The sequence below is a fragment of the Bradyrhizobium sp. USDA 4486 genome (assembly GCF_054057995.1).
Genome location: NZ_JBSRZV010000001.1, coordinates 8,079,039 through 8,099,558, shown reverse-complemented (window position 1 = coordinate 8,099,558; position 20,520 = coordinate 8,079,039). Strand labels below are relative to the sequence as shown.

At 65.5% G+C, this 20,520-nt stretch carries 17 protein-coding genes and 2 pseudogenes; 6 read left to right on the top strand and 13 right to left on the bottom strand.

Translation table 11 applies throughout. The features are described from left to right. Both ACVWY3_RS38280 and ACVWY3_RS38275 read left to right on the top strand, forming a co-directional pair. On the top strand, window positions 1–1,734 hold the full coding sequence (locus ACVWY3_RS38280) for an FAD-dependent oxidoreductase (protein ID WP_456843073.1): 1,734 nt from the start codon (window positions 1–3) through the stop codon (window positions 1,732–1,734). 21 nt (window positions 1,735–1,755) lie between these two features. Then, window positions 1,756–2,550 (top strand): IclR family transcriptional regulator, encoded by a 795-nt coding sequence (locus ACVWY3_RS38275; RefSeq protein WP_456843072.1) that lies wholly within the window; start codon window positions 1,756–1,758, stop codon window positions 2,548–2,550. Between the two features lie 157 nt (window positions 2,551–2,707). Here ACVWY3_RS38275 and ACVWY3_RS38270 read toward each other — a convergent pair whose 3' ends face one another. The 6 genes and pseudogenes from ACVWY3_RS38270 to ACVWY3_RS38245 form a co-directional block, all read right to left on the bottom strand. After that, a complete protein-coding gene (locus tag ACVWY3_RS38270; protein WP_456843071.1) occupies window positions 2,708–3,487 on the bottom strand; it encodes an SDR family NAD(P)-dependent oxidoreductase in 780 nt (259 codons plus the stop codon). A 211-nt stretch (window positions 3,488–3,698) separates the two neighbouring features. Next, complete coding sequence (locus tag ACVWY3_RS38265; protein ID WP_456843070.1) at window positions 3,699–4,403, bottom strand: GntR family transcriptional regulator; 705 nt, start codon at window positions 4,401–4,403, stop codon at window positions 3,699–3,701. Window positions 4,404–4,512: 109 nt separating this feature from the next. Then, window positions 4,513–5,256, bottom strand: a complete 744-nt coding sequence (locus ACVWY3_RS38260) for an aspartate/glutamate racemase family protein (RefSeq protein ID WP_456843069.1) — start codon at window positions 5,254–5,256, stop codon at window positions 4,513–4,515. 10 nt (window positions 5,257–5,266) lie between these two features. Beyond that, window positions 5,267–6,533, bottom strand: a pseudogene (locus ACVWY3_RS38255) (NAD(P)/FAD-dependent oxidoreductase). A 3-nt stretch (window positions 6,534–6,536) separates the two neighbouring features. Next, on the bottom strand, window positions 6,537–8,198 hold the full coding sequence (locus ACVWY3_RS38250; RefSeq protein WP_456843068.1) for a thiamine pyrophosphate-binding protein: 1,662 nt from the start codon (window positions 8,196–8,198) through the stop codon (window positions 6,537–6,539). Window positions 8,199–8,354: 156 nt separating this feature from the next. Next, complete coding sequence (locus tag ACVWY3_RS38245; protein WP_456843067.1) at window positions 8,355–9,272, bottom strand: NAD(P)-dependent oxidoreductase; 918 nt, start codon at window positions 9,270–9,272, stop codon at window positions 8,355–8,357. A gap of 116 nt (window positions 9,273–9,388) precedes the next feature. Here ACVWY3_RS38245 and ACVWY3_RS38240 point away from each other — a divergent pair, with 116 nt between their 5' ends. Next, a complete protein-coding gene (locus ACVWY3_RS38240) occupies window positions 9,389–10,225 on the top strand; it encodes a transporter substrate-binding domain-containing protein (protein WP_456843066.1) in 837 nt (278 codons plus the stop codon). Between the two features lie 73 nt (window positions 10,226–10,298). Here the strand turns inward: ACVWY3_RS38240 and uxuA are convergent, their stop codons facing one another. The 6 genes and pseudogenes from uxuA to ACVWY3_RS38210 all read right to left on the bottom strand — a co-directional run bounded on the left by uxuA (window position 10,299) and on the right by ACVWY3_RS38210 (window position 16,607). Then, window positions 10,299–11,489, bottom strand: a complete 1,191-nt coding sequence (uxuA, locus tag ACVWY3_RS38235; protein ID WP_456843065.1) for a mannonate dehydratase — start codon at window positions 11,487–11,489, stop codon at window positions 10,299–10,301. A gap of 72 nt (window positions 11,490–11,561) precedes the next feature. Further along, entirely contained in the window at window positions 11,562–12,611 is a 1,050-nt protein-coding gene (locus tag ACVWY3_RS38230; protein WP_456843064.1) for an L-idonate 5-dehydrogenase, read from the bottom strand. Next, window positions 12,608–14,013: pseudogene (locus ACVWY3_RS38225) on the bottom strand (TRAP transporter large permease). The gene ACVWY3_RS38230 and the pseudogene ACVWY3_RS38225 overlap by 4 nt, the downstream one beginning before the upstream one ends. Window positions 14,014–14,017: 4 nt before the next feature. Then, a complete protein-coding gene (locus tag ACVWY3_RS38220; RefSeq protein ID WP_456843063.1) occupies window positions 14,018–14,596 on the bottom strand; it encodes a TRAP transporter small permease in 579 nt (192 codons plus the stop codon). Window positions 14,597–14,729: 133 nt separating this feature from the next. Then, the gene (locus tag ACVWY3_RS38215; protein WP_456843556.1) at window positions 14,730–15,692 is read right to left on the bottom strand and encodes a sialic acid TRAP transporter substrate-binding protein SiaP; all 963 of its coding nucleotides are present in this window, start codon (window positions 15,690–15,692) and stop codon (window positions 14,730–14,732) included. 90 nt (window positions 15,693–15,782) lie between these two features. Continuing rightward, window positions 15,783–16,607, bottom strand: coding sequence for a FadR/GntR family transcriptional regulator (locus tag ACVWY3_RS38210; RefSeq protein WP_456843062.1), 825 nt, complete (start codon window positions 16,605–16,607; stop codon window positions 15,783–15,785). A 143-nt stretch (window positions 16,608–16,750) separates the two neighbouring features. Here ACVWY3_RS38210 and ACVWY3_RS38205 point away from each other — a divergent pair, with 143 nt between their 5' ends. Next, window positions 16,751–18,235, top strand: coding sequence for a mannitol dehydrogenase family protein (locus tag ACVWY3_RS38205; RefSeq protein WP_456843061.1), 1,485 nt, complete (start codon window positions 16,751–16,753; stop codon window positions 18,233–18,235). Window positions 18,236–18,328: 93 nt separating this feature from the next. After that, on the top strand, window positions 18,329–18,736 hold the full coding sequence (locus tag ACVWY3_RS38200) for a nuclear transport factor 2 family protein (protein ID WP_456843060.1): 408 nt from the start codon (window positions 18,329–18,331) through the stop codon (window positions 18,734–18,736). 52 nt (window positions 18,737–18,788) lie between these two features. Here the strand turns inward: ACVWY3_RS38200 and ACVWY3_RS38195 are convergent, their stop codons facing one another. Further along, entirely contained in the window at window positions 18,789–19,514 is a 726-nt protein-coding gene (locus ACVWY3_RS38195) for an HAD family hydrolase (RefSeq protein ID WP_456843059.1), read from the bottom strand. A 142-nt stretch (window positions 19,515–19,656) separates the two neighbouring features. Between ACVWY3_RS38195 and ACVWY3_RS38190 the strand changes: the two genes are divergently transcribed. Further along, window positions 19,657–20,505, top strand: a complete 849-nt coding sequence (locus tag ACVWY3_RS38190) for an SDR family oxidoreductase (RefSeq protein WP_456843058.1) — start codon at window positions 19,657–19,659, stop codon at window positions 20,503–20,505. The last annotated feature ends 15 nt before the right edge of the window (window positions 20,506–20,520 follow it).

Sequence of the window (20,520 nt, the reverse complement as noted above, 5' to 3'; positions counted from 1 at the left end):
ATGGCCGGCAACGAGCGCAACGCAAGCGAAACATACGAGTGCGATGTGCTCGTGGCCGGATCGGGTTGTTCCGGCATGTCGGCCGCGATCACCGCGCGCTACCGCGGGCTCGACGTGCTGATCGTCGAGAAGGAGGCGCGCTTCGGCGGCACCACCGCCCGCTCCGGCGGCTGGCTCTGGATTCCCGGCACCTCGCTGGCGAAGGCCTATGGCATCGAGGAGACGCCGGAGCAGGCCCGCACTTATCTGCGGCACGAAGCCGGCAACAATTTTGACGCCGCGCGCGTCGATGCTTTCCTGAGCGCCGGCCCTGAAGCCGTCGATTTCTTCACCACCAAGACCGCGCTGCGCTTCGACATGCCGCTGGTGTTTCCGGACTATCACGCCGAAGCGCCCGGCGGCGCGCAGGGCGGCCGCTCGATGGTGACGCGCCCGTTCGACGGCCGCGAGCTCGGCGACCAGATCAAGACACTCGGGATGCCCCTGCCCGAGCTCACCGTGTTCGGCATGATGCTTGGCTCCGGCAAGGAGATCATCCACTTCATGCGCGTGACGAAGTCGCTGACCTCGGCGGTGTACGTCGCAAAGCGGCTGTCGCGGCATCTCATGGACGTGCTGCGCTACGGCCGCGGCATGACGCTGACCAACGGCAATGCGCTCGCAGGCCGTCTTGCGAAATCCGCGCAGGATCTGAAGATTCCGATGTGGCTGTCCTCGCCGGTGCGCGAGCTGACGGTCGAGAACGGCACGGTGACCGGCGCGATCGTGTCGCGCGAGGGACGCGACGTGCGCGTTCGCGCGCGACAGGGCGTCGTGCTCGCCTGCGGCGGCTTTCCGCATGACGTCGAGCGCCGCAAAAGGATGTTCCCGCACGCGCCGACCGGCAAAGAGCACTTTTCCCCCGGCCCCACCGGCAATACCGGCGACGGCCTGCGCTTGGCGGAAAGTGCCGGCGGGCATATCGAGGACCGCCTGCCGAACGCGGCGGCTTGGGTGCCGGTGTCGCTGACCACGCGCAAGGACGGCTCGAAAGGCGTGATGCCGCATTTCATCGACCGCGCCAAGCCCGGCGTGATCGCGGTGATGCGCGACGGCAAGCGCTTTGCCAATGAGGGCAATTCCTATCACGATTTCGTCCAGGCCATGACCAAGGCCGCGAAGCCCGGCGAGGAGATCGCGGCGTATTTGGTTTGCGATCACCAGACGCTGCGAAAGTACGGCCTCGGGTGCGTGCCGCCATTCCCGATGCCGCTCGGCCGTCACCTTGATACCGGCTACCTCCTGCGCGGCGACACCCTGGAGGCGCTGGCGGCGAAGGCAGGCATCGACGCCAAGGCCTTCGTCGAGACAGTCAGGCAATTCAATGCAACAGCGCCGCAAGGCCAGGATGCCGCCTTCGGCAAAGGTTCAAAAGCCTATAACCGTTACCAGGGCGATGCGCTGCACGGCCCCAACCCCTGCGTCGCCCCGATCGAGAACGGCCCGTTCTACGCCATCAAAATGGTGGTCGGCGATCTCGGCACTTATGCCGGCATCGTCACCGACGAGAACGCGCGGGCGCTCGACGCCGACGGCCGGGTGATTCCCGGGCTCTATGCCGTCGGCAACGACATGGCGAGCATCATGGGCGGCAATTATCCCGGCGCGGGCATCACGCTTGGGCCGGCGCTGACCTTCGGCTACATTGCCGGCCGTCATCTCGCCGACAGCGCCGCCAAGCGCGACGCGGCGTAAACCTGAGCGCATTGGAGGCGCATGAAGAGAGAAAGCCGCGGCATCCAGTCGATCGAGGTCGGCGGAGAATTGCTGCGCGCGCTCGCCAGGAGCGGCGAGCCGATGATGCTGCGTGATCTCGCCCGCGAGGCCGGCATGACGCCGGCCAAGGCGCATCCTTATCTCGCCAGCTTCTCCCGCATCGGATTGATCGAGCAGGACGAGACCACCGGCCGCTACGAGATCGGCGCGCTGGCGCTGGAGCTCGGCCTGATCAGCCTGCGGCGCCTGTCCGGCGTGCGCATCGCACGGCCGAAGATCGCGAGCCTGGCAAGCCAGATCGGCCACGCTGTCTCGCTCGCGGTCTGGGGCACGCACGGACCGACCGTGGTGCAGCTGGAAGAGCCCGGCCAGCCCGTGCATATCGTGATGCGTGCAGGCTCGGTGATGGCGCTGCTGGAGACCGCGACGGGGCGCGCCTTCGCCGCCTTCCTGCCGGAGCAGACCATCAATGCCGCACTCGAGAGCGGGCTCGACCGCCACGGCGTCGGCTACAATCCGAAACGCGCGGTGAAGGGCACGAAGGTCGCGGAGATGTTGGCCGAGGTCCGCAAGCACGGGCTCGCCCGCGCGCTCGGCGATCCCCTGCCCGGCGTCAATGCTTTCTCCGCGCCTGTATTCGACCATTCCGGCCACGTCGCGCTGGTCATCACCGCGATGGGCCCGGAAGGCACATTCGACGCGCGCTGGGACAGCCCGATCGCGCACGCGCTGCGCGATTGCGCGACCGGGATCTCGAAGCGGCTGGGTTATGGGATGACGGTTGCGGCGGAGTGATCAGGGGCACAGAGCCCGCGCAGCAACCGCTGTCATGCTCCGCGAAAGCGGAGCATCCAGTACGCCGCGGCCGATCGAGTCAATCACTCCTGTCTCGGCGTACTGGATCGCCCGGTCAAGCCGGGCGATGACAGCGAGTGTGGGGCAACTGCATGCCCTACTGATCCTTCACCGGCACCGTGTAGTTCAGGATGAGCCGGCCGCCATCGGGATAGATGGTCTGCCCCGTGATATACGACGCATCGTCGCTGGCAAGGAACGCGACCACCGAAGCCACCTCGCTCGGCTCGCCGCCGCGCCCCGCAGGCGTACGCGACATCACGGTCTTGCGGGCATCCTCCGACGTGTAGATCGACGACGCCACCATGTCGGTCAGGATCGTGCCCGGCCCGACGGCAACGACGCGGATATTGTGCGGGGCGAGCGCGACGGCGGCGACCGAGGTGAGCTGCTTCATGCCGCCCTTGGACATCGCATAGGTCGCAAGCGACGGGATCGCCAGCAGCGCGTTCACCGAGGACATGTTGATGATGACGCCACCGCCGCCCTGCGCGATCATCTGCTTTGCAGCGGCCTGCACGCCGAAGAACGCGCCTTTGAGGTTGATGCCGATAATCTCGTCGAACTCCGCTTCGGAGATCTCGAGGATGTCCCGGTTGCGGGCGACGCCGGCATTGTTGACCATGATGTCGAGCCGGCCGAATTCTTTGACGGCGGTGGCAACGAGCTGGTCAACATCGGCGCGCTTGGCGACATTGCCGACAACGGTGCGCAACGCATCCGGCCGCCCGAGCTCGGCGGCCGTCGCGGCCAGACCATCGGCATCGACGTCCGAGATGACGACCTTGACGCCGTCGTCGAGGAATCTCTTTGCGCAGGCCTTGCCGATGCCGCGCGCCGCGCCGGTGATGGCGGCGACCTTGCCGGATAGTTTCATGGTCTTACTCCAGGATAGCTGCTCGCGGCAAGCCGGCCTGGAGCGAGAGCTCCGGGTCAGGCCGCCGCGCGGAGATGAGCACGGAACCGGTTCTTGATAAAGACAGCATCGCGCGAGGGCAGCGAACGCGGCGCATGGCCGGGCTTGCCCGGCCATGACAACCTGTTTCAAATGCGTCGACGGCGCCTCAAACAGGCGAGGTGACGCAAGCTCAATTGGCCGCAGACCTCACTGCCGCCGGCATATAGATCTGCGCGTAGCCTTCCTTGATCGCGGCCGTGATGCGGTCGAGACGGCGGTCGATGTGCTTCTCCAGCACGGAGACGCAAGCCTCCTCATCCCGCGCCTTCAACCCCTCGACCACGGCGCGGTGCTCGGCCTGCGTGTTCGAGCGGTTGACGCGGTCCATGTCGATCCAGCGCACGAAACGGATGCGGGCGTTGACGTTGCGCAACACGCGCAGCATCTCGGCATTGTTCGACATCGCCATCAACCGCTCGTGGAAGGTCTCGTCCAGCTCGACCAGCTCTACCGAGGAACGCTCGCCGGGATCGGGACCGGTGGCTTCGAGGAATTTCAGGAGCGCGTCGATGTCCTCGTCCTTGGCGCGCTTGACGGCGAGGCGGACCGCGGCGACCTCGATCGACTTGCGCAGCTCGTACAGATCGAAGATCTCATGTGCGTCGAGCTCGCGGCAGAAGAAACCCTTGCCGGGCGTGAAGCGCAGAAAGCCTTCGGTGTTGAGACGGTTGAGTGCTTCACGCAGCGGCGTGCGGCTGACGCCGAGCCGCTTGGCGAGCTCACCCTCGTTGAGCCGTTCGCCCGGCTTGAACTCATAGCTCACGGCCATCGCCTTGAGCTGCTCATAGACGCGATCGACGATACTATCGGAAGCCAGTTCCACGTTGCTCATCATCAAGTGCATTCATGCTCGAACACGATCCAATATACCGGGGCTGTGCGGACCGTGGCAATGCAAACGACTCGTTTAGCAAAGCCTGTTCAGACCTTTACGACAGCCAGAATCAGGCAAAGGCGCGCGGGCGCAGTCCAGCATGAAACCAGGTGATCATGGAATAGATGTCGTAGACCGGCAGCCCGACCTCGGCCTGCAACGCGGCCGCATAGGGCGGCATGTTGGTGCATTCGAGCACGATGGCGCCGACATCGGGGTTCTTGGCGACGAGCTCCTTGCCCGCCTCGACCACGTCGCGCTCGGCCTGCGCGACGTCCATGTCGTCCTTCTCGGCCTTGATCAGGACGCGGAAGAATTCCTTGCCCTGCTCGGTACCGACCAGCGGCGTGTCGAGCGGCACGCCGGCGCCTTCGAGATGGGCCGGCGAGAGCGTCGAGCCTGACACCGTGACGAGGCCGACGCGCTTGCCCGGCGGCAAGGTCGCCTGCACCCACGGCACCTGCATCAGGGATGAGGTCGCAACGGGAACGCCAACGGCCGCCGCGATCTCCTTCTGGAACAGCGAGAGAAAGCCGCAATTGGTGGTGATGGCCTCGGCGCCGAGCCGCACCAAATCCTTCGCCGCATCGATGAAATCAGGCAACAGGCCGGGGGCGCCCTTCAGCACCACCTTCTCCGGCGAGGCGCCGCTCACCACGCGATAGAGCACGGGGAATGGCCAGGTCGTGCCGTTGCCCATGTCGCCGGGAATGCGCGGGAAGCGCGCTTCCAGCATCAGGATCCCGAGCGGCGCGCCGTAAACCGCCTTGCCGCCACGGACGATGCGGGAAGATGCGTTGGCTGGACTGGTCATTGATGCGACCTCAGAGGAAGCGAGTGGGCGAAAACGGCGCCAGCGGAATCTCCGGCGGCTTGCCGCTCAGGAGCTGAGCGACGAGACGGCCGGTGCGGGCCGAGCCGACCAGGCCGACATGGCCATGGCCGAAGGCGTAGACGATCTCGCGCGAGGCGCGCGCGTAGCCGATGCAGGGCAGCCCGTCGGGCATGCTCGGGCGATGACCGAACCAGGTCTTGATACGCGAGGGCGGAATGTCCCTCGGCAGCTTCGGGAACATGCTGAAGAGATTGTCGCGCAAAATCTCGGCGCGCTTCCAGTTCGGCGCGGCCTCGAGGCCCGCGATCTCGACCGTGCCGGCGGCGCGCAGGCCCTTGTTGGTCCAGTTCACCACCATCTTGGCGTCGGACGCCATCATCGAGCTGCGCGGACCCGATTCCGGGTTCTCGATCATGACGTGATAGCCCCGCTCGGTCTCGAGCGGCAGGGGATCGCCGACCGACGCGGTGAGCTGCTTCGAGCGGGCGCCGGCCGCAACCACCGCCGCATCGCAAGCGATCTCGCCGGTCTCGGTGATGACGGCGACGAGCTTGTTGCCGCTGAGCTTAAGCCCTGTCGCCTTGGCCCGCACGTGCTTGGCGCCACTGGCGATCGCATGATTGGCAAGGGCTGCGACATAAGCGCCGGGATCGCGGCAACGGCCCGCCTCTTCCAGTACGACACCAAAGGTGTAGCGCGGATGCAGGTCCGGCTCGCGTTGACGCATCTCGTCGGCATTGAGCTCCAGCCATTCGACGCCGACCTTCTTGCGCAGGCGCCAGCCGAGATCGTTGTCGAAATTGCCGCGCGAGGGGAAGACATGCATCACGCCGTTGCGCTCTATGAGCTCAGGGACACCCGCCTCTTCCGCGAGCTTCCGGTGCAGCAGCGGCGCGTCCTTCAGCAGATCGCGCAATGCGAAGGCCGTCTTCTCGACGCGCGCCGCGGTCCAGCCCGACAGCAGATACCTGATCAGCCAGGGCAGCGCCTTCGGCAGATACGACCAGCGGATCGCGAGCGGGCCGAGCGGATCCATCAGATAGCCCGGCACCTTCTTCCAGACGCCCGGCTCGGCCGGCGGGATCACCGAATGCGAGGAGAGCCAGCCGGCGTTGCCATAGCTCGCAGCCTGCTCGCCGCCAGGCTCGCCCGGATCGATCAGCGTGACGCGATGGCCCCTCGCGCAGCGCCTCGATGGCGCTGATCACGCCGACCGCGCCGGCGCCGATGATCGCAACGTGGCGGCCCTCCGGCATCGCCTACGCCTTCACCTGCGGCACGAAATCCTTGCCGACCGAGATCGCGCGTGGATCGATGATGCAGTGGAGGATCGCCGGCTTGCCCGAGGCCAGCGCCCGCTCGAACGCCGGCGCGAATTCTTCCGTGCGCTCGACCCGCTCGCCATGGCCACCGAACGCTTTTGCGTACATCGCAAAGTCGGGGTTCTTGAGCTGCGTGCCGACGACGCGGCCGGGATAATCGCGCTCCTGGTGCATGCGGATGGTGCCGTATTGCGAATTGTCGACGACGATCACGATCAGCGGCGCGTCGTATTGCACGGCGGTCGCGAACTCTTGACCGTTCATCAGGAAGCAGCCGTCGCCGGCAAAGGCGACGACGACGCGATCCGGATATTGCCGCTTTGCGAGCACGCCCGCGGGCACGCCGTAGCCCATCGAGCCCGAGGTCGGCGCGAGCTGGGCAGCAAAGCTGTGGAAACGGTGGTGGCGATGGATCCAGCCGGCATAGTTGCCGGCGCCGTTGCAGACGATCGCGTCCTTCGGCAGGCGGTCGCGCAGCCAGGTCATGACCTGGCCGTATTGGAACGTGCCCGGCAGCTCGCGCGCCTTCTCGGTCCAGGCGAGGTAATCGGCATGCGCCTTGGCCGCCTCGCCCTTCCAGGCGACGGCGCCTGACGGCTTCAGCGTCTCGACGGCAGCGGCGAATGCGGCCGGCGTCGCCTGGATCGCGAGCGCCGGCTGATAGACGCGGCCGAGCTCTTCCGAGCCCGGATGGACGTGGATCAGCTTCTGCTGCGGGGTCGGAATATCGAACAGCGTGTAGGATGAGGACGGCATCTCCGACATGCGGCCGCCGATGAGCAGGATGACGTCGGCGTTTTCGATGCGCGCCTTCAGGCCCGGACTCGGCCCGATGCCGAGATCGCCGGCATAATGCGAATGATCGGCGTCGATCAGCGAGGCGCGGCGGAAGGACGTCGCGACCGGCAGGTCGAACCGTTCGGCAAAGCGCGCGATGCTCTTTGTCGCCTCATCAGTCCAGCGCGAGCCGCCGAGGATGACGAGCGGCGCCTTGGCGCTCGCAAGCATCGCGCCGACACGCTCGATATCATTAGGCGCCGGCCAGGTCACCGCCGGCTCGATCCGCAGGGCATCGGCGACGGCGGCGGTCTCGGTCAGCATGTTCTCTGGCAGCGCGATCACGACGGGACCGGGACGGCCCTGCATCGCAACGCGGAAGGCGCGCGCGACCAGCTCCGGAATGCGGTCGGGACGATCGATCTCGACCGCCCATTTCGCCATGGAGCCGAACACCGCCTTGTAGTCGAGCTCCTGGAACGCCTCGCGCTCGCGCATGCCGGTGTCGACCTGGCCGACGAACAGGATCATCGGAGTCGAATCCTGCATCGCAATGTGGACGCCATGGCTGGCATTGGTCGCACCCGGGCCGCGGGTGACGAAGCAGACACCGGGGCGTCCGGTGAGCTTGCCATAGGCCTCCGCCATCATCGCAGCGCCACCTTCGGCGCGGCAGATCACGACGTCGATCGGGCTGTCATGCAGCGCATCGAGCGCGGCCAGATAGCTCTCGCCCGGCACGCAGGTGACGCGCTCGACGCCCTGCGCGACCAGCTGATCGATCAGGATCTGGCCCCCGGTGCGGGTGTTGCGAATGGTCATGACGGCTCCCTGCTGGCTCTGGCGGTGCGTGCGGCGCGTTACGGAAATCTTGGCACAATCTCGTTCGGAGGTGGGTAGGACAGGCGGGCAGAGCACGCAAGATCGAAAGGCCCCTCCTCTCCTGCGCGGGCATCATGCCCGGCTTCGATGATTGCACTACCGGCCGCCCGCGATGATGCGGCGGCAGTGATTGAGCGCCGCGCCGATCAGATTGTCGCTCGCCTCGGGGGTGCGGAACGCCGAATGCGCCGACAACGTCACGTTCGGCAGCTTCGTCAGCAGATGGCCCGGCGGCAGCGGCTCGACGGTGAAGACGTCGAGGCCGGCATGGGCGATGTGACCGGAGCGCAAGCCATCCAGCATCGCGTCCTCGTCGACCAATGCGCCGCGCGCGGTGTTGATCAGGATGCTGCCCTGGCGCATCATCGCGATGCGCTCGCGCGACAGGAACCCTTTGGTCTCGTCGTTGAGCAGCAGATGCAGCGAGACGACATGGCTTTCGGCGAGCAGCTTCTCCAGCGCAACGAATTCGACGCCCCGATGCGTCTTCGGCGACCTGTTCCAGGCGATCACCTTCATGCCGCAGCCTGCCGCCATGCGCGCGGCCTCCGCCGCGATGCCGCCAAAGCCGATCAGGCCGAGCGTCTTGCCCGTGAGCTGCACTGCGTCGCGGCGCAGCCAGTTGCCCTCGCGCATGCCGCGATCCATCTCGCCAAAGCTCTTTGCCGAGGCCCACATCAGGGCGATCGCGCATTCGGCGACCGCAGTGTCGCCATAGCCCTTGATGGTGTGAACCGAGATGCCGTGCTGGCCGAGCTCTTCCGGATTCATGTAGCTGCGCGCGCCGGTGCCGAGGAACACGACATGCTTCAGGCCGGCACATGTCGCGGCAATCGCCGTCGGCACCGCAGTATGATCGACGATCATGATCTCGGCGCCATCAAGCAGGCGCGGCAGGTCCTCGGGCGAGATCGCGGGATTGCGGTTGATGACGACCGGGAGGTTTTCCGCAAGCAGCAGCTTCTCAGTCACCGCGGCAAGGGTGTCGTTGGCATCGACGAAGAGGGCACGCACGTGCTTTTCTATCCCGTTTCAATTCAAAATACCGTATTGCATTTTAAACTGAATACAGAAATAGTCCAGACGCCGGGTTTGACCGTTCACCAGAAGCGACTGCCCAGGAGACTGCCATGAATCGCAGGGACGCACTCACCACCGTGGCCCTCGCCGGCGCCGCGATCGCCGGGGCCGGCTCGGCCAGGGCCGACACCGCGCCGGGCTCGACGCTCGAACGGATCAAGAAGAGCGGCGTGCTGCGCGTCGCCGTCATCGCCGGCCAGGATCCCTATTTCCACAAGGACCTCACCACCAATCAATGGTCGGGCGCCTGCATCGACATGGCGAACGACATCGCCGCCAAGTTAGGGGCCAAGGTCGAGACGCTGGAATCCACCTGGGGCAACCAGATCCTGGACCTGCAGGCCGACAAGATCGACCTCGCCTTCGCGGTGAATCCAACGCCGGAACGTTCGCTGGTGATCGACTTCTCCACGCCGATCCTGGTGCACTCCTTCACCGTGATCACCAAGAAGGGTTTTGCCAAGCCGCAGACCTGGGCCGAGATCAACAAGCCCGAGGTCAAGATCGCCGTCGACATCGGCTCGACCCACGAGACCATCGCGCGGCGCTATTGCCCGAAGGCGAACATCCTCGGCTTCAAGGAGCGCAACGAGGCGATCCTCGCGGTTGCAACCGGGCGGGCCGATTGCAACATCTCGCTGGCGGTGCTCTCGGTCGCGACCTTGAAGAAGAACCCGACTCTCGGCGAGCTCGCGGTACCGCGCCCGCTCTTGACGCTGCCGACCAACATGGGCATCCGCGCTGAAGCCGACCGGCGCTACAAGGATTTCCTCAGCGCCTGGGCCGACTACAACCGATCGCTGGGCCAGACCCGCGAATGGATGCTGAAGGGTTTTGAGGCCGTGGGCCTCGGCGCGGACGACATTCCCGGCGAAGTGCAGTTCTGACTCCTTGCCGCTCGGGTTGCCGCACCGCAAGTCGGGCGATGACACCGAAAATGGAGCGGCATCGCTGCCCTCTCTATCGATGCTCGATCGCGCGGATCGCACCGCGCAGCTCGGCGAGGCCGCGGAGGCGGCCGATCGCGGTATAGCCGGGATTGGTGCGCTTGGTAGCGGCGAGATCGTCGAGCATGCGATGGCCGTGATCGGGACGGAACACGATCCGCCTGTCGGGCGCGCGCCGCGCGTTCTCCTTGAGCAGCGCCTTGAGCACCGCGATCATGTCGACGTCGCCATCGAGATGATCGGACTCGTAGAACGACAGGCCGTCCGCCTCGCGCCTGGTCGCGCGCAGATGCGCAAACGCGATGCGCGGGCCGAAGCGCTCGGCCATCTCAGGCAGATTATTCTCGGCGCGCACGCCGAGCGAGCCCGTGCACAGGCAGATGCCGTTGGCCTTCGACGGCACCGCATCGAACAGCGCCTGATAGTCGTCGGCAGTCGAAGCAATGCGCGGCAGGCCGAACAACGGACGCGGCGGATCGTCCGGGTGCAGGGTCAGCGACACCCCGAGCTGCTCGGCGACCGGCGTCACGCGCGCCAAAAATTCCGCGAGATGCTGCCGCAGGATCTTTGGCGTGATGTCGCGATATGTCTCGAGCCGATCGCGGAATTGCGGGATGGTCATCGGCTCAGTGGTCGAGCCCGGCAGCGCGCTGGCGATGACCATGACGAGATAGTCGATGTCGGCCTGGCTCATCTTCTCGAACAGCGCTTTCGCGCGCGCCTGCTGCTCAGGCGAATATTCCTGGACGGCGGCCGGCCGCTTCAGGATATGCAGCTCGAACGCCGCAAAGCGGTCCTGGTCGAAGCGCATGGCGCGGGCGCCATTCGGCAGCTCCCATTCAAGATCGGTGCGGCACCAATCGACCACCGGCATGAAGTTGTAGCAGATGATCTTGATGCCGCTGGCAGCCACCGCCTCCAGGCTCGCGATCCAGGCCTCGATCGACTTCGTCGCCTTGCCGCCGAGGCGCTTGACATCGTCGGGGATCGGAATCGATTCCACCACCGACCAGGTCAATTGCGAGCGACCGGGCTGGCCGTTCTCGATGAAATTCTTGCGCTCCTCGACCGCCTTGCGCGTCCAGGCCTCCCCGATCGGCACCTGATGCAGCGCCGAGACGATATCGCTCGCCCCGGCCTGCCTGACGTCATCGAGCGAGACCGGATCATCGGGCCCATACCAGCGCCATCCCTCGAGCATCATGGGCGTTCTCCTAAAGCGTTTTCGAGCGAAGTGGGTACCGGTTCGCGTGAAGAAAACGCGTCAAAACAAAAGTCAGTTCGCAGTCAGCACGACCTTGACGCTCTGCGAGCGGTCGAGGGCCAGCCGCAGCGCATCCGGCGCGGTCGACAGCGGCCGTTCGGCGGTGACCAGCGACAGCACGTCGACGCTGCCGGATCCGATCAGTTCCACTGCGGTCATGAACTCGAAGCCGAAGCGGAACGAGCCGCGCAGATCGATCTCCTTGGCCATCACCGCGTTCGACGGCGTCGGGATCTGGCCGCCCGGCAGGTTGCCGATCTGCACCACGACACCGCCACGCCGGACGATACCAATCGCGCTCGCAAGTCCAGCCGCCGTGCCCGAGACTTCGAAGGCTACGTCAAAGGGACGCGACGCGGCCTGCGCCTTCAGGCCCTCTTCCCCACCCGAGACGTTCTCGACGTGGGAAGCACCAAGCTTGGTCGCGAAAGCGAGCGGCGCCGGCGCGATGTCGGCCACCGTGACGTCGGCCATGCCGGCGCGGTGCGCGGCAAGCATGGTCAGCAGCCCGATCGGACCAGCGCCGAAGATGATGCCGCGCTTGCCCTCGATGTTGCCGGCGCGCGCGACCGCGTGCAGGCAGACCGCGAGCGGTTCGGCGAGAGCCGCGGCCTGATAAGAGACGTGGTCTGGAATCTTCACGCACTGAGCCGGGATCGCGTCAAAATAGTTGGCAAAGCCGCCCTGCATGTGCGGCGTCTTCGAGGCCGAGCCCATGAAGTAGATGTTCTCGCACAGGTTCGGCCGGCCCTCGCGGCAGGCGACGCAATGACCGCACCAGCGCGACGGATTGACGGCGACGCGGTCGCCGACCTTCAGATTGGCAGCGGCGCCAGAGATCTCCACGACCTCGCCCGAGATCTCGTGGCCGAGCACCAGCGGCGACTTCACCACGAAATCGCCGGTGCGAGCATGGCGGAAATAATGCATGTCCGAGCCGCAGATGCCGCCGGCGCCGAAGCGGACGCGCACCATGCCGTCCGCCAGCTTGTCGAGTGGATGCTCGATCATGCGCAAATCTTCGGGGCCGAACAGGGTCGCGGCGAGAGCGGTCGAGGTCATTTGGAGAGTCCCATATATTTAGGCAGCCAGAGGGTCAGTTCGGGAATGTAGGTGATCGCGATCAGCGCGAGCAGCAGCGGCACCAGCCAGGGCAGGATCGCGACTGTCGTTCGCTCGACCGAGAGCTTTCCCACGCGGGCGAGCACGAACAGCACCATGCCGAGCGGCGGATGCAACAGGCCGATCATCAGGTTCAGCGTCATGATCAGACCGAAATGGATCGGATCGATGCCGAGCTTGAGCACGATCGGCAGCAGGATCGGCACCAGGATGGTGATCGCTGCCGTGGTGTCGATGAAGCAGCCGACGAACAGGATCAGGACGTTGGCGAGCGCCAGGAACACCCATTTGTTGTGGGTGATGCTGAGCATCCAATCCGACAGCATCTGCGCGGCCTGCGACACCGTCAGCAGCCAGGCGAAGATCGAGGCCGCCGTGACGATGAACAGCACCGAGGCCGTGGTCTCGATGGTGTCGAAGGTCGCCTTCGCCACCGTCTTCAAGGTCATGGTGCGGTAGCGGATAAGGCCAAGGAACAGCGACCAGATCACGGCGGCGACCGCGGCTTCCGTCGGCGTGAACCAGCCGAGCGTCATGCCGCCGATCAGGATCACCGGCGCCATCAGCGCCATCACCGCCGAGAAGTCGAAATACCAGTCGATGATCAGCAGCGTGCCGAGGCCGATGACGACCGCCATGTTGACCGACATGCCGGCCATCACCATCAGCCAGATCGCCATCGGGAACGCCAGCACGATCGCGATCTCGAGCCCGGCCGAGCCGAGCTGCGGCCAGGAGAACGGCGTGTCGCTGCCCATTTGTTCTTGTGCGCGAAATAGGTGACGGTCGCCATCATCAGCAGCGTCATGACGATGCCGGGAATGACGCCGCCCAAAAACAGCGCGCCGATCGAGACGTTGGCCATCATGCCGTAGATGACGAAGGGCAGCGACGGCGGGATGATGGGGCCAAGCGTTGCGGAAGCCGCAGTGACGCCGACCGAGAATTCGGTGGAGTAGCCGTGGTCCTTCATCGCCTTGATCTCGATGGTGCCGAGGCCGGCGGCGTCCGCAATGGCGGTGCCGGACATGCCGGAGAAGATTACTGAACCGATGATGTTGACGTGACCGAGGCCGCCGCGCATCCAGCCGACCAGCGCGACCGCGAACTTGTAGATGCGCCCCGTCACGCCGGCGATGTTCATGAGATTGCCGGCCAGGATGAAAAAGGGAACGGCGAGCAGCGGAAAGCTCTCGACGCCGGCGATCATTCGCTGCGCCAGCGTGACGTCGGGCGTCACGCCGCTGACCAGGATGTAGAGCAGCGACGACGCGGCCATCGCGATCGCCACGGGAACGCCGATCAGCATCAGGATGAGAAAGCCCCCAAGCAGCAACAGCATGACACTATCCCTCAAAACCGTCGTAGGCGCCGGGGCGTTCGAGGATCGAATAGCCCTGCCGCAAATGTTGTATGGCGACCTGCACCGAGCGTGCGAACATCAGCACGAAGCCGGCCAGAACGGCGTAATAGACGTAGTCCTTGGGCAGATTGATCGTGGTCATGGACTCATCGCCGATGATCTGGATGTAGACCCAGACCAGCTTGATGGCATAGCCGAAGAAGGCGATCCGGATCAGGTCGATCAGCGTGGACATCGTGCGCGCCACCATGCGCGGCAGGTAGCGATAGATCAGGTCGACCTGAATATGCCGCGACAGCCGCACGCACATCGAGGCGCCGATGAAGACCACACCGATCAGGCAGTAGGTCGCGATCTCCTCGGTCCAGGCATAGCTGTCGTTAAGCACGTAGCGGGTGAAGAACTGGAGGAAGACCGCGAGCGCCATCACCCAGAAGATCACCAGCGCCACCCAGTCCTCGAAAGCATAAATTCCGAGATCGACCTTCGGCGTCGCCTCCTCCTCGAAGGTATGGGCGATCTCGTCCGCGGTGATCTGCCGGTGTATTTCGGCGGTGGACATGGTGGGACTCCTTGGAAACTCGCTCACGTCGTTCCGGGGCTCGCGAAGCGAGAACCCGGAACCTCGAGATTCCGGGTTCGGTGCTCGGACCGTGCTCTGCACGGTCCTGCGCGCCGCCCCGGAATGACAGTCGTTATGACTTGACCTCCTGAATCCGTTCCCAGTCGACCTTGCGATAGCCAAAGGTCTCGAATGGGACGTTCTTCAGCACGATGTCGCGGAATTCGTTCTTGTCGACCTCGGTCACGGTCAGGCCCTTGTCCTTGAAGAAGGCGACCAGCTTGGCCTCGTTCTGCTTGATCTCGGCGGTCGCTTTCGCAGCGGCCTCCTGCGCGACGTCGGTGAAGATCTTCTTGTCCTCGTCGGAGAGCTTCTTCCAGAGCGCGCCCGCCACCACCGTGTTGAGGTGATCGACAATGTGCCCGGTGAGCACGATGTGCTTCTGCACCTCGTAGAACTTCTTGGCTTCGATCGTGGTCAGCGGGTTCTCTTGCGCCTCGACGGTGCCATTCTGGAGCGCGAGATAGACTTCGGCAAAGGCAATCGGCGCGGTGTTGGCGCCGCAGGCGCGCGGCATGGCCAGATAGGCCGGCACGTCAGGCACGCGCATCTTCAGGCCTTTGAGGTCGGCGCAGCTCTTGATCGGCTTGTTCGACGAGGTCTGGCGCACACCGTAATAGGTCACTGCAACGATGTGGTGGCCGCTCTTGTCCTCATAGCCCTTGGCGAGCTCCTTGAAGATATCGCTCTTGGTATAGGCGAGGAGATGATCGGCATCACGGAAGGTATAGGGATAATAGGTCACGCCGATCGGCGGAAAGCTCTTCGCCGCAAAGCTCGAGCCGGAGATGATGATGTCGACCGAGCCGAGCGACAGGCCCTGGTTGATGTCGGCCTCCTTGCCAAGCTGCGAGGCCGGATAGACGTCGATCTGGTAGCGCCCTTTGGTGCGCTTGCCGATCTCCTGCGCGGCCCACACCGAGGCGGTATGGAACGGTTCCGAGGTCTCGTAGACATGGGCCCATTTGAGCTTGGTCTGCGCCATGCCGGGACTGGTCGCTGCGACCATCGCCGCGACCGAAGCCGCCAGCACCATCGTCATCTTCTTCAACATCGACTTATCCTCCACTGACTAAAGTCTGCTTCTTGTTCGCCCGCCCCTGAACCGGATGCGGGCCGCCCAATCTCATCGCCGCCGCGCGCTGGAGCCCTTGGCCTGCTTGGCCTGCTTCTTCGCCGCTCGCGTTGCTGTTGCCGGCTCGGCCTGATGTTGCGCCACCCCGTCCCGCGCTGCAGGCGAAGCTCCTGCGAGGGTCTCGGCGCCAAAATTCTGCGCGAAGCGCTCCTGCGAGCGCGCCAGATGGTTTCGCATGGCCTCGCGCGCACTGTCCGGATCGTGCGCCGCGATCGCGTCGCGCACGGCGCGGTGCTCGTCGAGCGCGGTGCGCCAGGTGCCGGGGCTCTCGAAATAATGCGCAAGCTGCGCGAAATAGGGATTGAGGCGCTGGTCGAACAGCTCGCCGACCACGCGCACCAGCACGGCATTGCCGAGGCTTCCGGCGATCGCGATGTGGAACGCGCGGTCATGCACCATTGAGGCTTCGCCGGGATGATCGACGTTCTCCATCGCGACGAGGGACGCGTCGATCCGGGCGACGTCGTCCTTCGTCGCCACGCGCGCGGCCTGTTCGGCGATGGCACTTTCCAGGAATTCGCGGGCGCGCAGCAGCTCGAACGGGCCCTCGATGACGGCGGCAGCCGGCGCCGGCGCGGCGTCCGCGGCCTCGATCACATAGATGCCTGAACCGACACGGATACGTACGCGGCCTTCGACCTCGAGCGCGATCAGGGCCTCGCGCACCGTCGGCCGCGACACCTTGAGCTGCTCGGCGAGCTCGCGCTCGGTCGGCAAGCGGCTGCCGACCGCGTACTCGCCGCTGTCGATCAGGCTTCGCAATTGATCGGCGACCTGGCGATAAAGCCGTCTCGCCTCCACAGCTTCCAGCGGCACGCTGGCCTCCCCGAAAAGGTCGCGCGGGGTCGTCCCCGACCCGCGGCCCGCCAATTTTGGAAAATTGGTCTTACCAATTGACCGAAGCATTGACCGAGGACGGGGGCCATGTCAAGCAGCGGCAAAGCAAAGGGGAGACGTCCATGCGCCCAGGTTCGATGCGTCTTGGTAGCGCCAATCTCGGCCGGTTGGCACCTCGCATCCGCCGCCCGGCCTATGAGCGCTCGCGCGTCACGCCAGGCTTCGTGCATCTCGGCCTCGGGGCTTTTCATCGCGCCCATCAGGCGGTCGTCATCGACGATTGCCTTGCCAGCAGCGGCTCGTCCTGGGGCATCGTCGGCGCCAGCCTGCGCAGCCCTGACACGCGCGACGCCCTCGCCCCGCAGGATCATCTCTATACGGTTGCGGTACGCGCCGCCGAAGGCACCGAGCACCGCGTCATCGGCGCGCTGCTCGACAGCGTGGTCGCGCACGAAAAGCCGGCGGCACTGGTCGAACGGATGGCCGACCCCGCCATCCGCATCGTCTCGCTTACGGTCACCGAGAAGGGCTATTGCCACACGCCGCAGACCGGCGACCTCGACGAGCGGCATCCCGATGTCGTGCACGACCTGAATAATCCCGACGCGCCGCGCTCGGCGCCCGGCTTCATCGTGGCTGCGCTGGCGCGCCGGCGCGCGCAGGGGCTGGTCCCCTTCACCGTGCTTTGCTGCGACAATCTCGCCGCCAACGGCCACACCGTGCAGCGGATCGTGACGCAGTTCGCCGCACTGCGCTCCAAGGACCTCGGCAAGTGGATCGCGGACAATGCCGCCTTCCCCTCGACCATGGTCGACCGCATCGTGCCGGAGACGACCGACGCCGATCGCGATGCGGTGTCGTCCGCGCTCGGCCTGCGCGACGAATGGCCGGTGATGACCGAGCCCTTCACGCAATGGGTCGTCGAGGACCGCTTTACGGCGGGACGGCCCGATCTTGCCGCCGCCGGCGTCGAGCTCGTCGCCGACGTGAAGCCGTTCGAGCTGATGAAGCTGCGCCTGCTCAACGCCAGCCATTCCGCGCTCGCCTATCTCGGCTATCTCTCAGGTTACGAGACCATCGCCGACACCATGACCGATCCGCATTTCGCGCGGCTCGCCGCGCAGGTGATGGAAGAGGCCGCAGTGACGCTGACGATGCCTGCGGGCACTGACCTTGCCGCCTATCGCGCCTCGCTGCTCAAGCGCTTCGCCAATCCGGCGCTGCATCACCGCACCTGGCAGATCGCGATGGACGGCTCGCAAAAGCTGCCGCAGCGCCTGCTCGGCGCGATGCAGGATCGCCTGCGCAAGGGCTTGCCGATCGCGACGCATGCGCTCGCGGTGGCCGGCTGGATGCGTTACGTCAGCGCCATCGACGAGCAGGGCCGCGTCATCGACGTGCGCGATCCGCTCGCCGCCGAGTTCGCGGCGCTGGCGCGGGAGGCCGGGCCTGTCGCCGAGCGGCTTGCGCCTGCATTGCTCGGCGTCGAAAAAGTGTTCGGGCCGCTGGGCACCGATCCGCGCCTGCGCGAGGCCGTGACCGCGGCGCTCGCCCATCTTTACAAGGATGGCGCGCGGCGGGCGGTGGAGACGCGCGTTTCGGCGTGATTACAGAGCGAGCAATGCTGCAGTGCGGTCAAAACGCAAAATCAAACGCAAGTCGCGCTTGATTTTTTCGTGTCATTGGCTCACCCGAGAGGCATGGCAAAGGACAGCAAGGTCATCGCCGCCAACGCGGCTTTCTACGCCGCCTTTTCGACCGGCGACTTCGCCGGCATGGAACGGATGTGGGCGGATGATGACGGCATTTCCTGCATCCATCCCGGCTGGCCGGCCATCGTCGGCCGCGCCACGGTGATCGGCAGCTGGCGCGATATTTTGCAAAATCCGCAGCGGCCGCAGATCGTCTGCGCCGAACCGCAGGCCATCGTCGACGGCGACAGCGCCCGCGTGCTCTGCATCGAGATCGTTGATGGCACCGCGCTGGCCGCCGCCAACCATTTTCGGCGCGTTGGCGATGGCTGGCGCCTGGTGCATCACCAGTCGAGCCCGATTGCGCAGATTGTCGAGCAGGTCGAGGACGATAGAGCTAGTCACCGGGTCCACTGACCGCGCCCCTCACGCCGGCGTGATCTACTGTGCATGGGGTTGTTTTCAATTTTTATTTTTGGGCCCCGAGTTCCGACAGCTCATCCAGCACCATCCGCGCCGCGCTGAAGTCGTCGTCCCGGAAATACATGCTGCGCGTAATGAGAACCGGAATGTCAGCCCGCGACGCCGCGATCAGCCCGTTGGCGGAATCCTCGATCGCAATGCAGTCGGACGCGTCCAGCTTCAGCCGCGCCAGGATCTCGACATAGACATCCGGCGCCGGCTTCTTGTGCCTGACGTCGTCGCCGGCAACGATTGCATCGAACTGGCCGGCCCAGCGCGGCCCCAGCGCCTGCGACAGCAGCGCGTCGATGTTGCCGTGGGACGTCGTGGTCGCAATCGCAAGCCGCTGACCTCGCGCCCCTGCAGCGGCAAGGAGGGCCGCCACGCCGGGCCGCAACGGGCAACAGCCGGTTTCGATCAGCTCGGCATAATGCGCGGTCTTGATGCGATGAAGCTCAGCGATATCCGTATCCGACAATGGCGGGGCGGCCGCCAGCCCCGCGTGATAGGCGCGCAGGCGCTCCTTGCCGCCGGTCACCCGCAGCAGGTCCTTGTAGACGGCGCGGTCCCATTGCCAGCCGAGACCGTGACCGGCGAAGGCATGGTTGAAAGCCTGCCGATGCAGCTCCTCGGTCTCGGCCAGGGTGCCGTCGACGTCGAAGATCAGCGCGGCCGCGCTGCGGATCAGCTTCGCCGCGCCAGAGCGGGTTGTGCTGGCCGCTTCCGCCTGCATGGTCCTTGCCTCCCTGTGTCGAGCGACCATTGCCTGCACGGGCCGGCGAGACAAATCGCAATATCTTTTGCCGGACCCAAAAATCTCTTATGAGCGGTACGCGCGGTATCGCGAACGGGAACCTGACCTGCACGGGAGACGCATGCGGCTCTTCATCTTCGGCCTCGGCTACAGCGCCCGGCATTTCGTCCGCAAGTTCGCCGGCACCTTCTCCCATGTCGCCGGCACCGTGCGCGATCCTGCGCAGCGGAACGACCTTGGCGGCATCGAGGTGCATGAATTTTCCGGTGGCAGTCCGGCACGCGAGACGATTGAACGCATCAGGGATGCCGATGTCCTTCTCATCTCGATCCCGCCCGGCAGCACCGGCGATCCCGCCATCGCGGCGTTCGGCGACGTTCTGGCAGCCGGCCGCCGCAAGGTCGTCTATCTCTCCACCATCGGTGTCTATGGCGATCACGCCGGCGGATGGGTCGACGAGAGCACCCCGCCGCAGGCGACGCTCGAGCGCACGCGCATGCGCCTTGCGGCCGAGCAGGCCTGGACCGATGTGACAGGCGGCGATGCCACGATCCTGCGGCTGGCCGGCATCTACGGCCCCGGCCGCAATGCGCTGGCGACGCTGCGCGCGGGCACGGCAAGGCGCATCATCAAGCCGGGCCAGGTCTTCAACCGTATCCATGTCGACGACATCGCAAGTGCGATCATGGCCGCGGTCCGGCGTGAAGGCAGCGGCCTCTGGAATGTCTGCGACGACGAGCCGGCACCGCCGCAGGACGTGATCGCCTATGCCGCGAAGCTGATGAACGTTGCGCCGCCGCCGGAAGAAGCTTTTGACACTGCCGAGATGTCGGCGATGGCGCGCAGCTTCTATTCCAGCAGCGCCCGCGTCTCCAATGCAAAACTGAGGAGAGAGCTCGGCGTCACGCTCGCCTATCCGACCTACTGCCACGGCCTCGATGCGCTGTGGAGCACCGGCGAAGGACGCTAGGGCTCCGGCATCTCG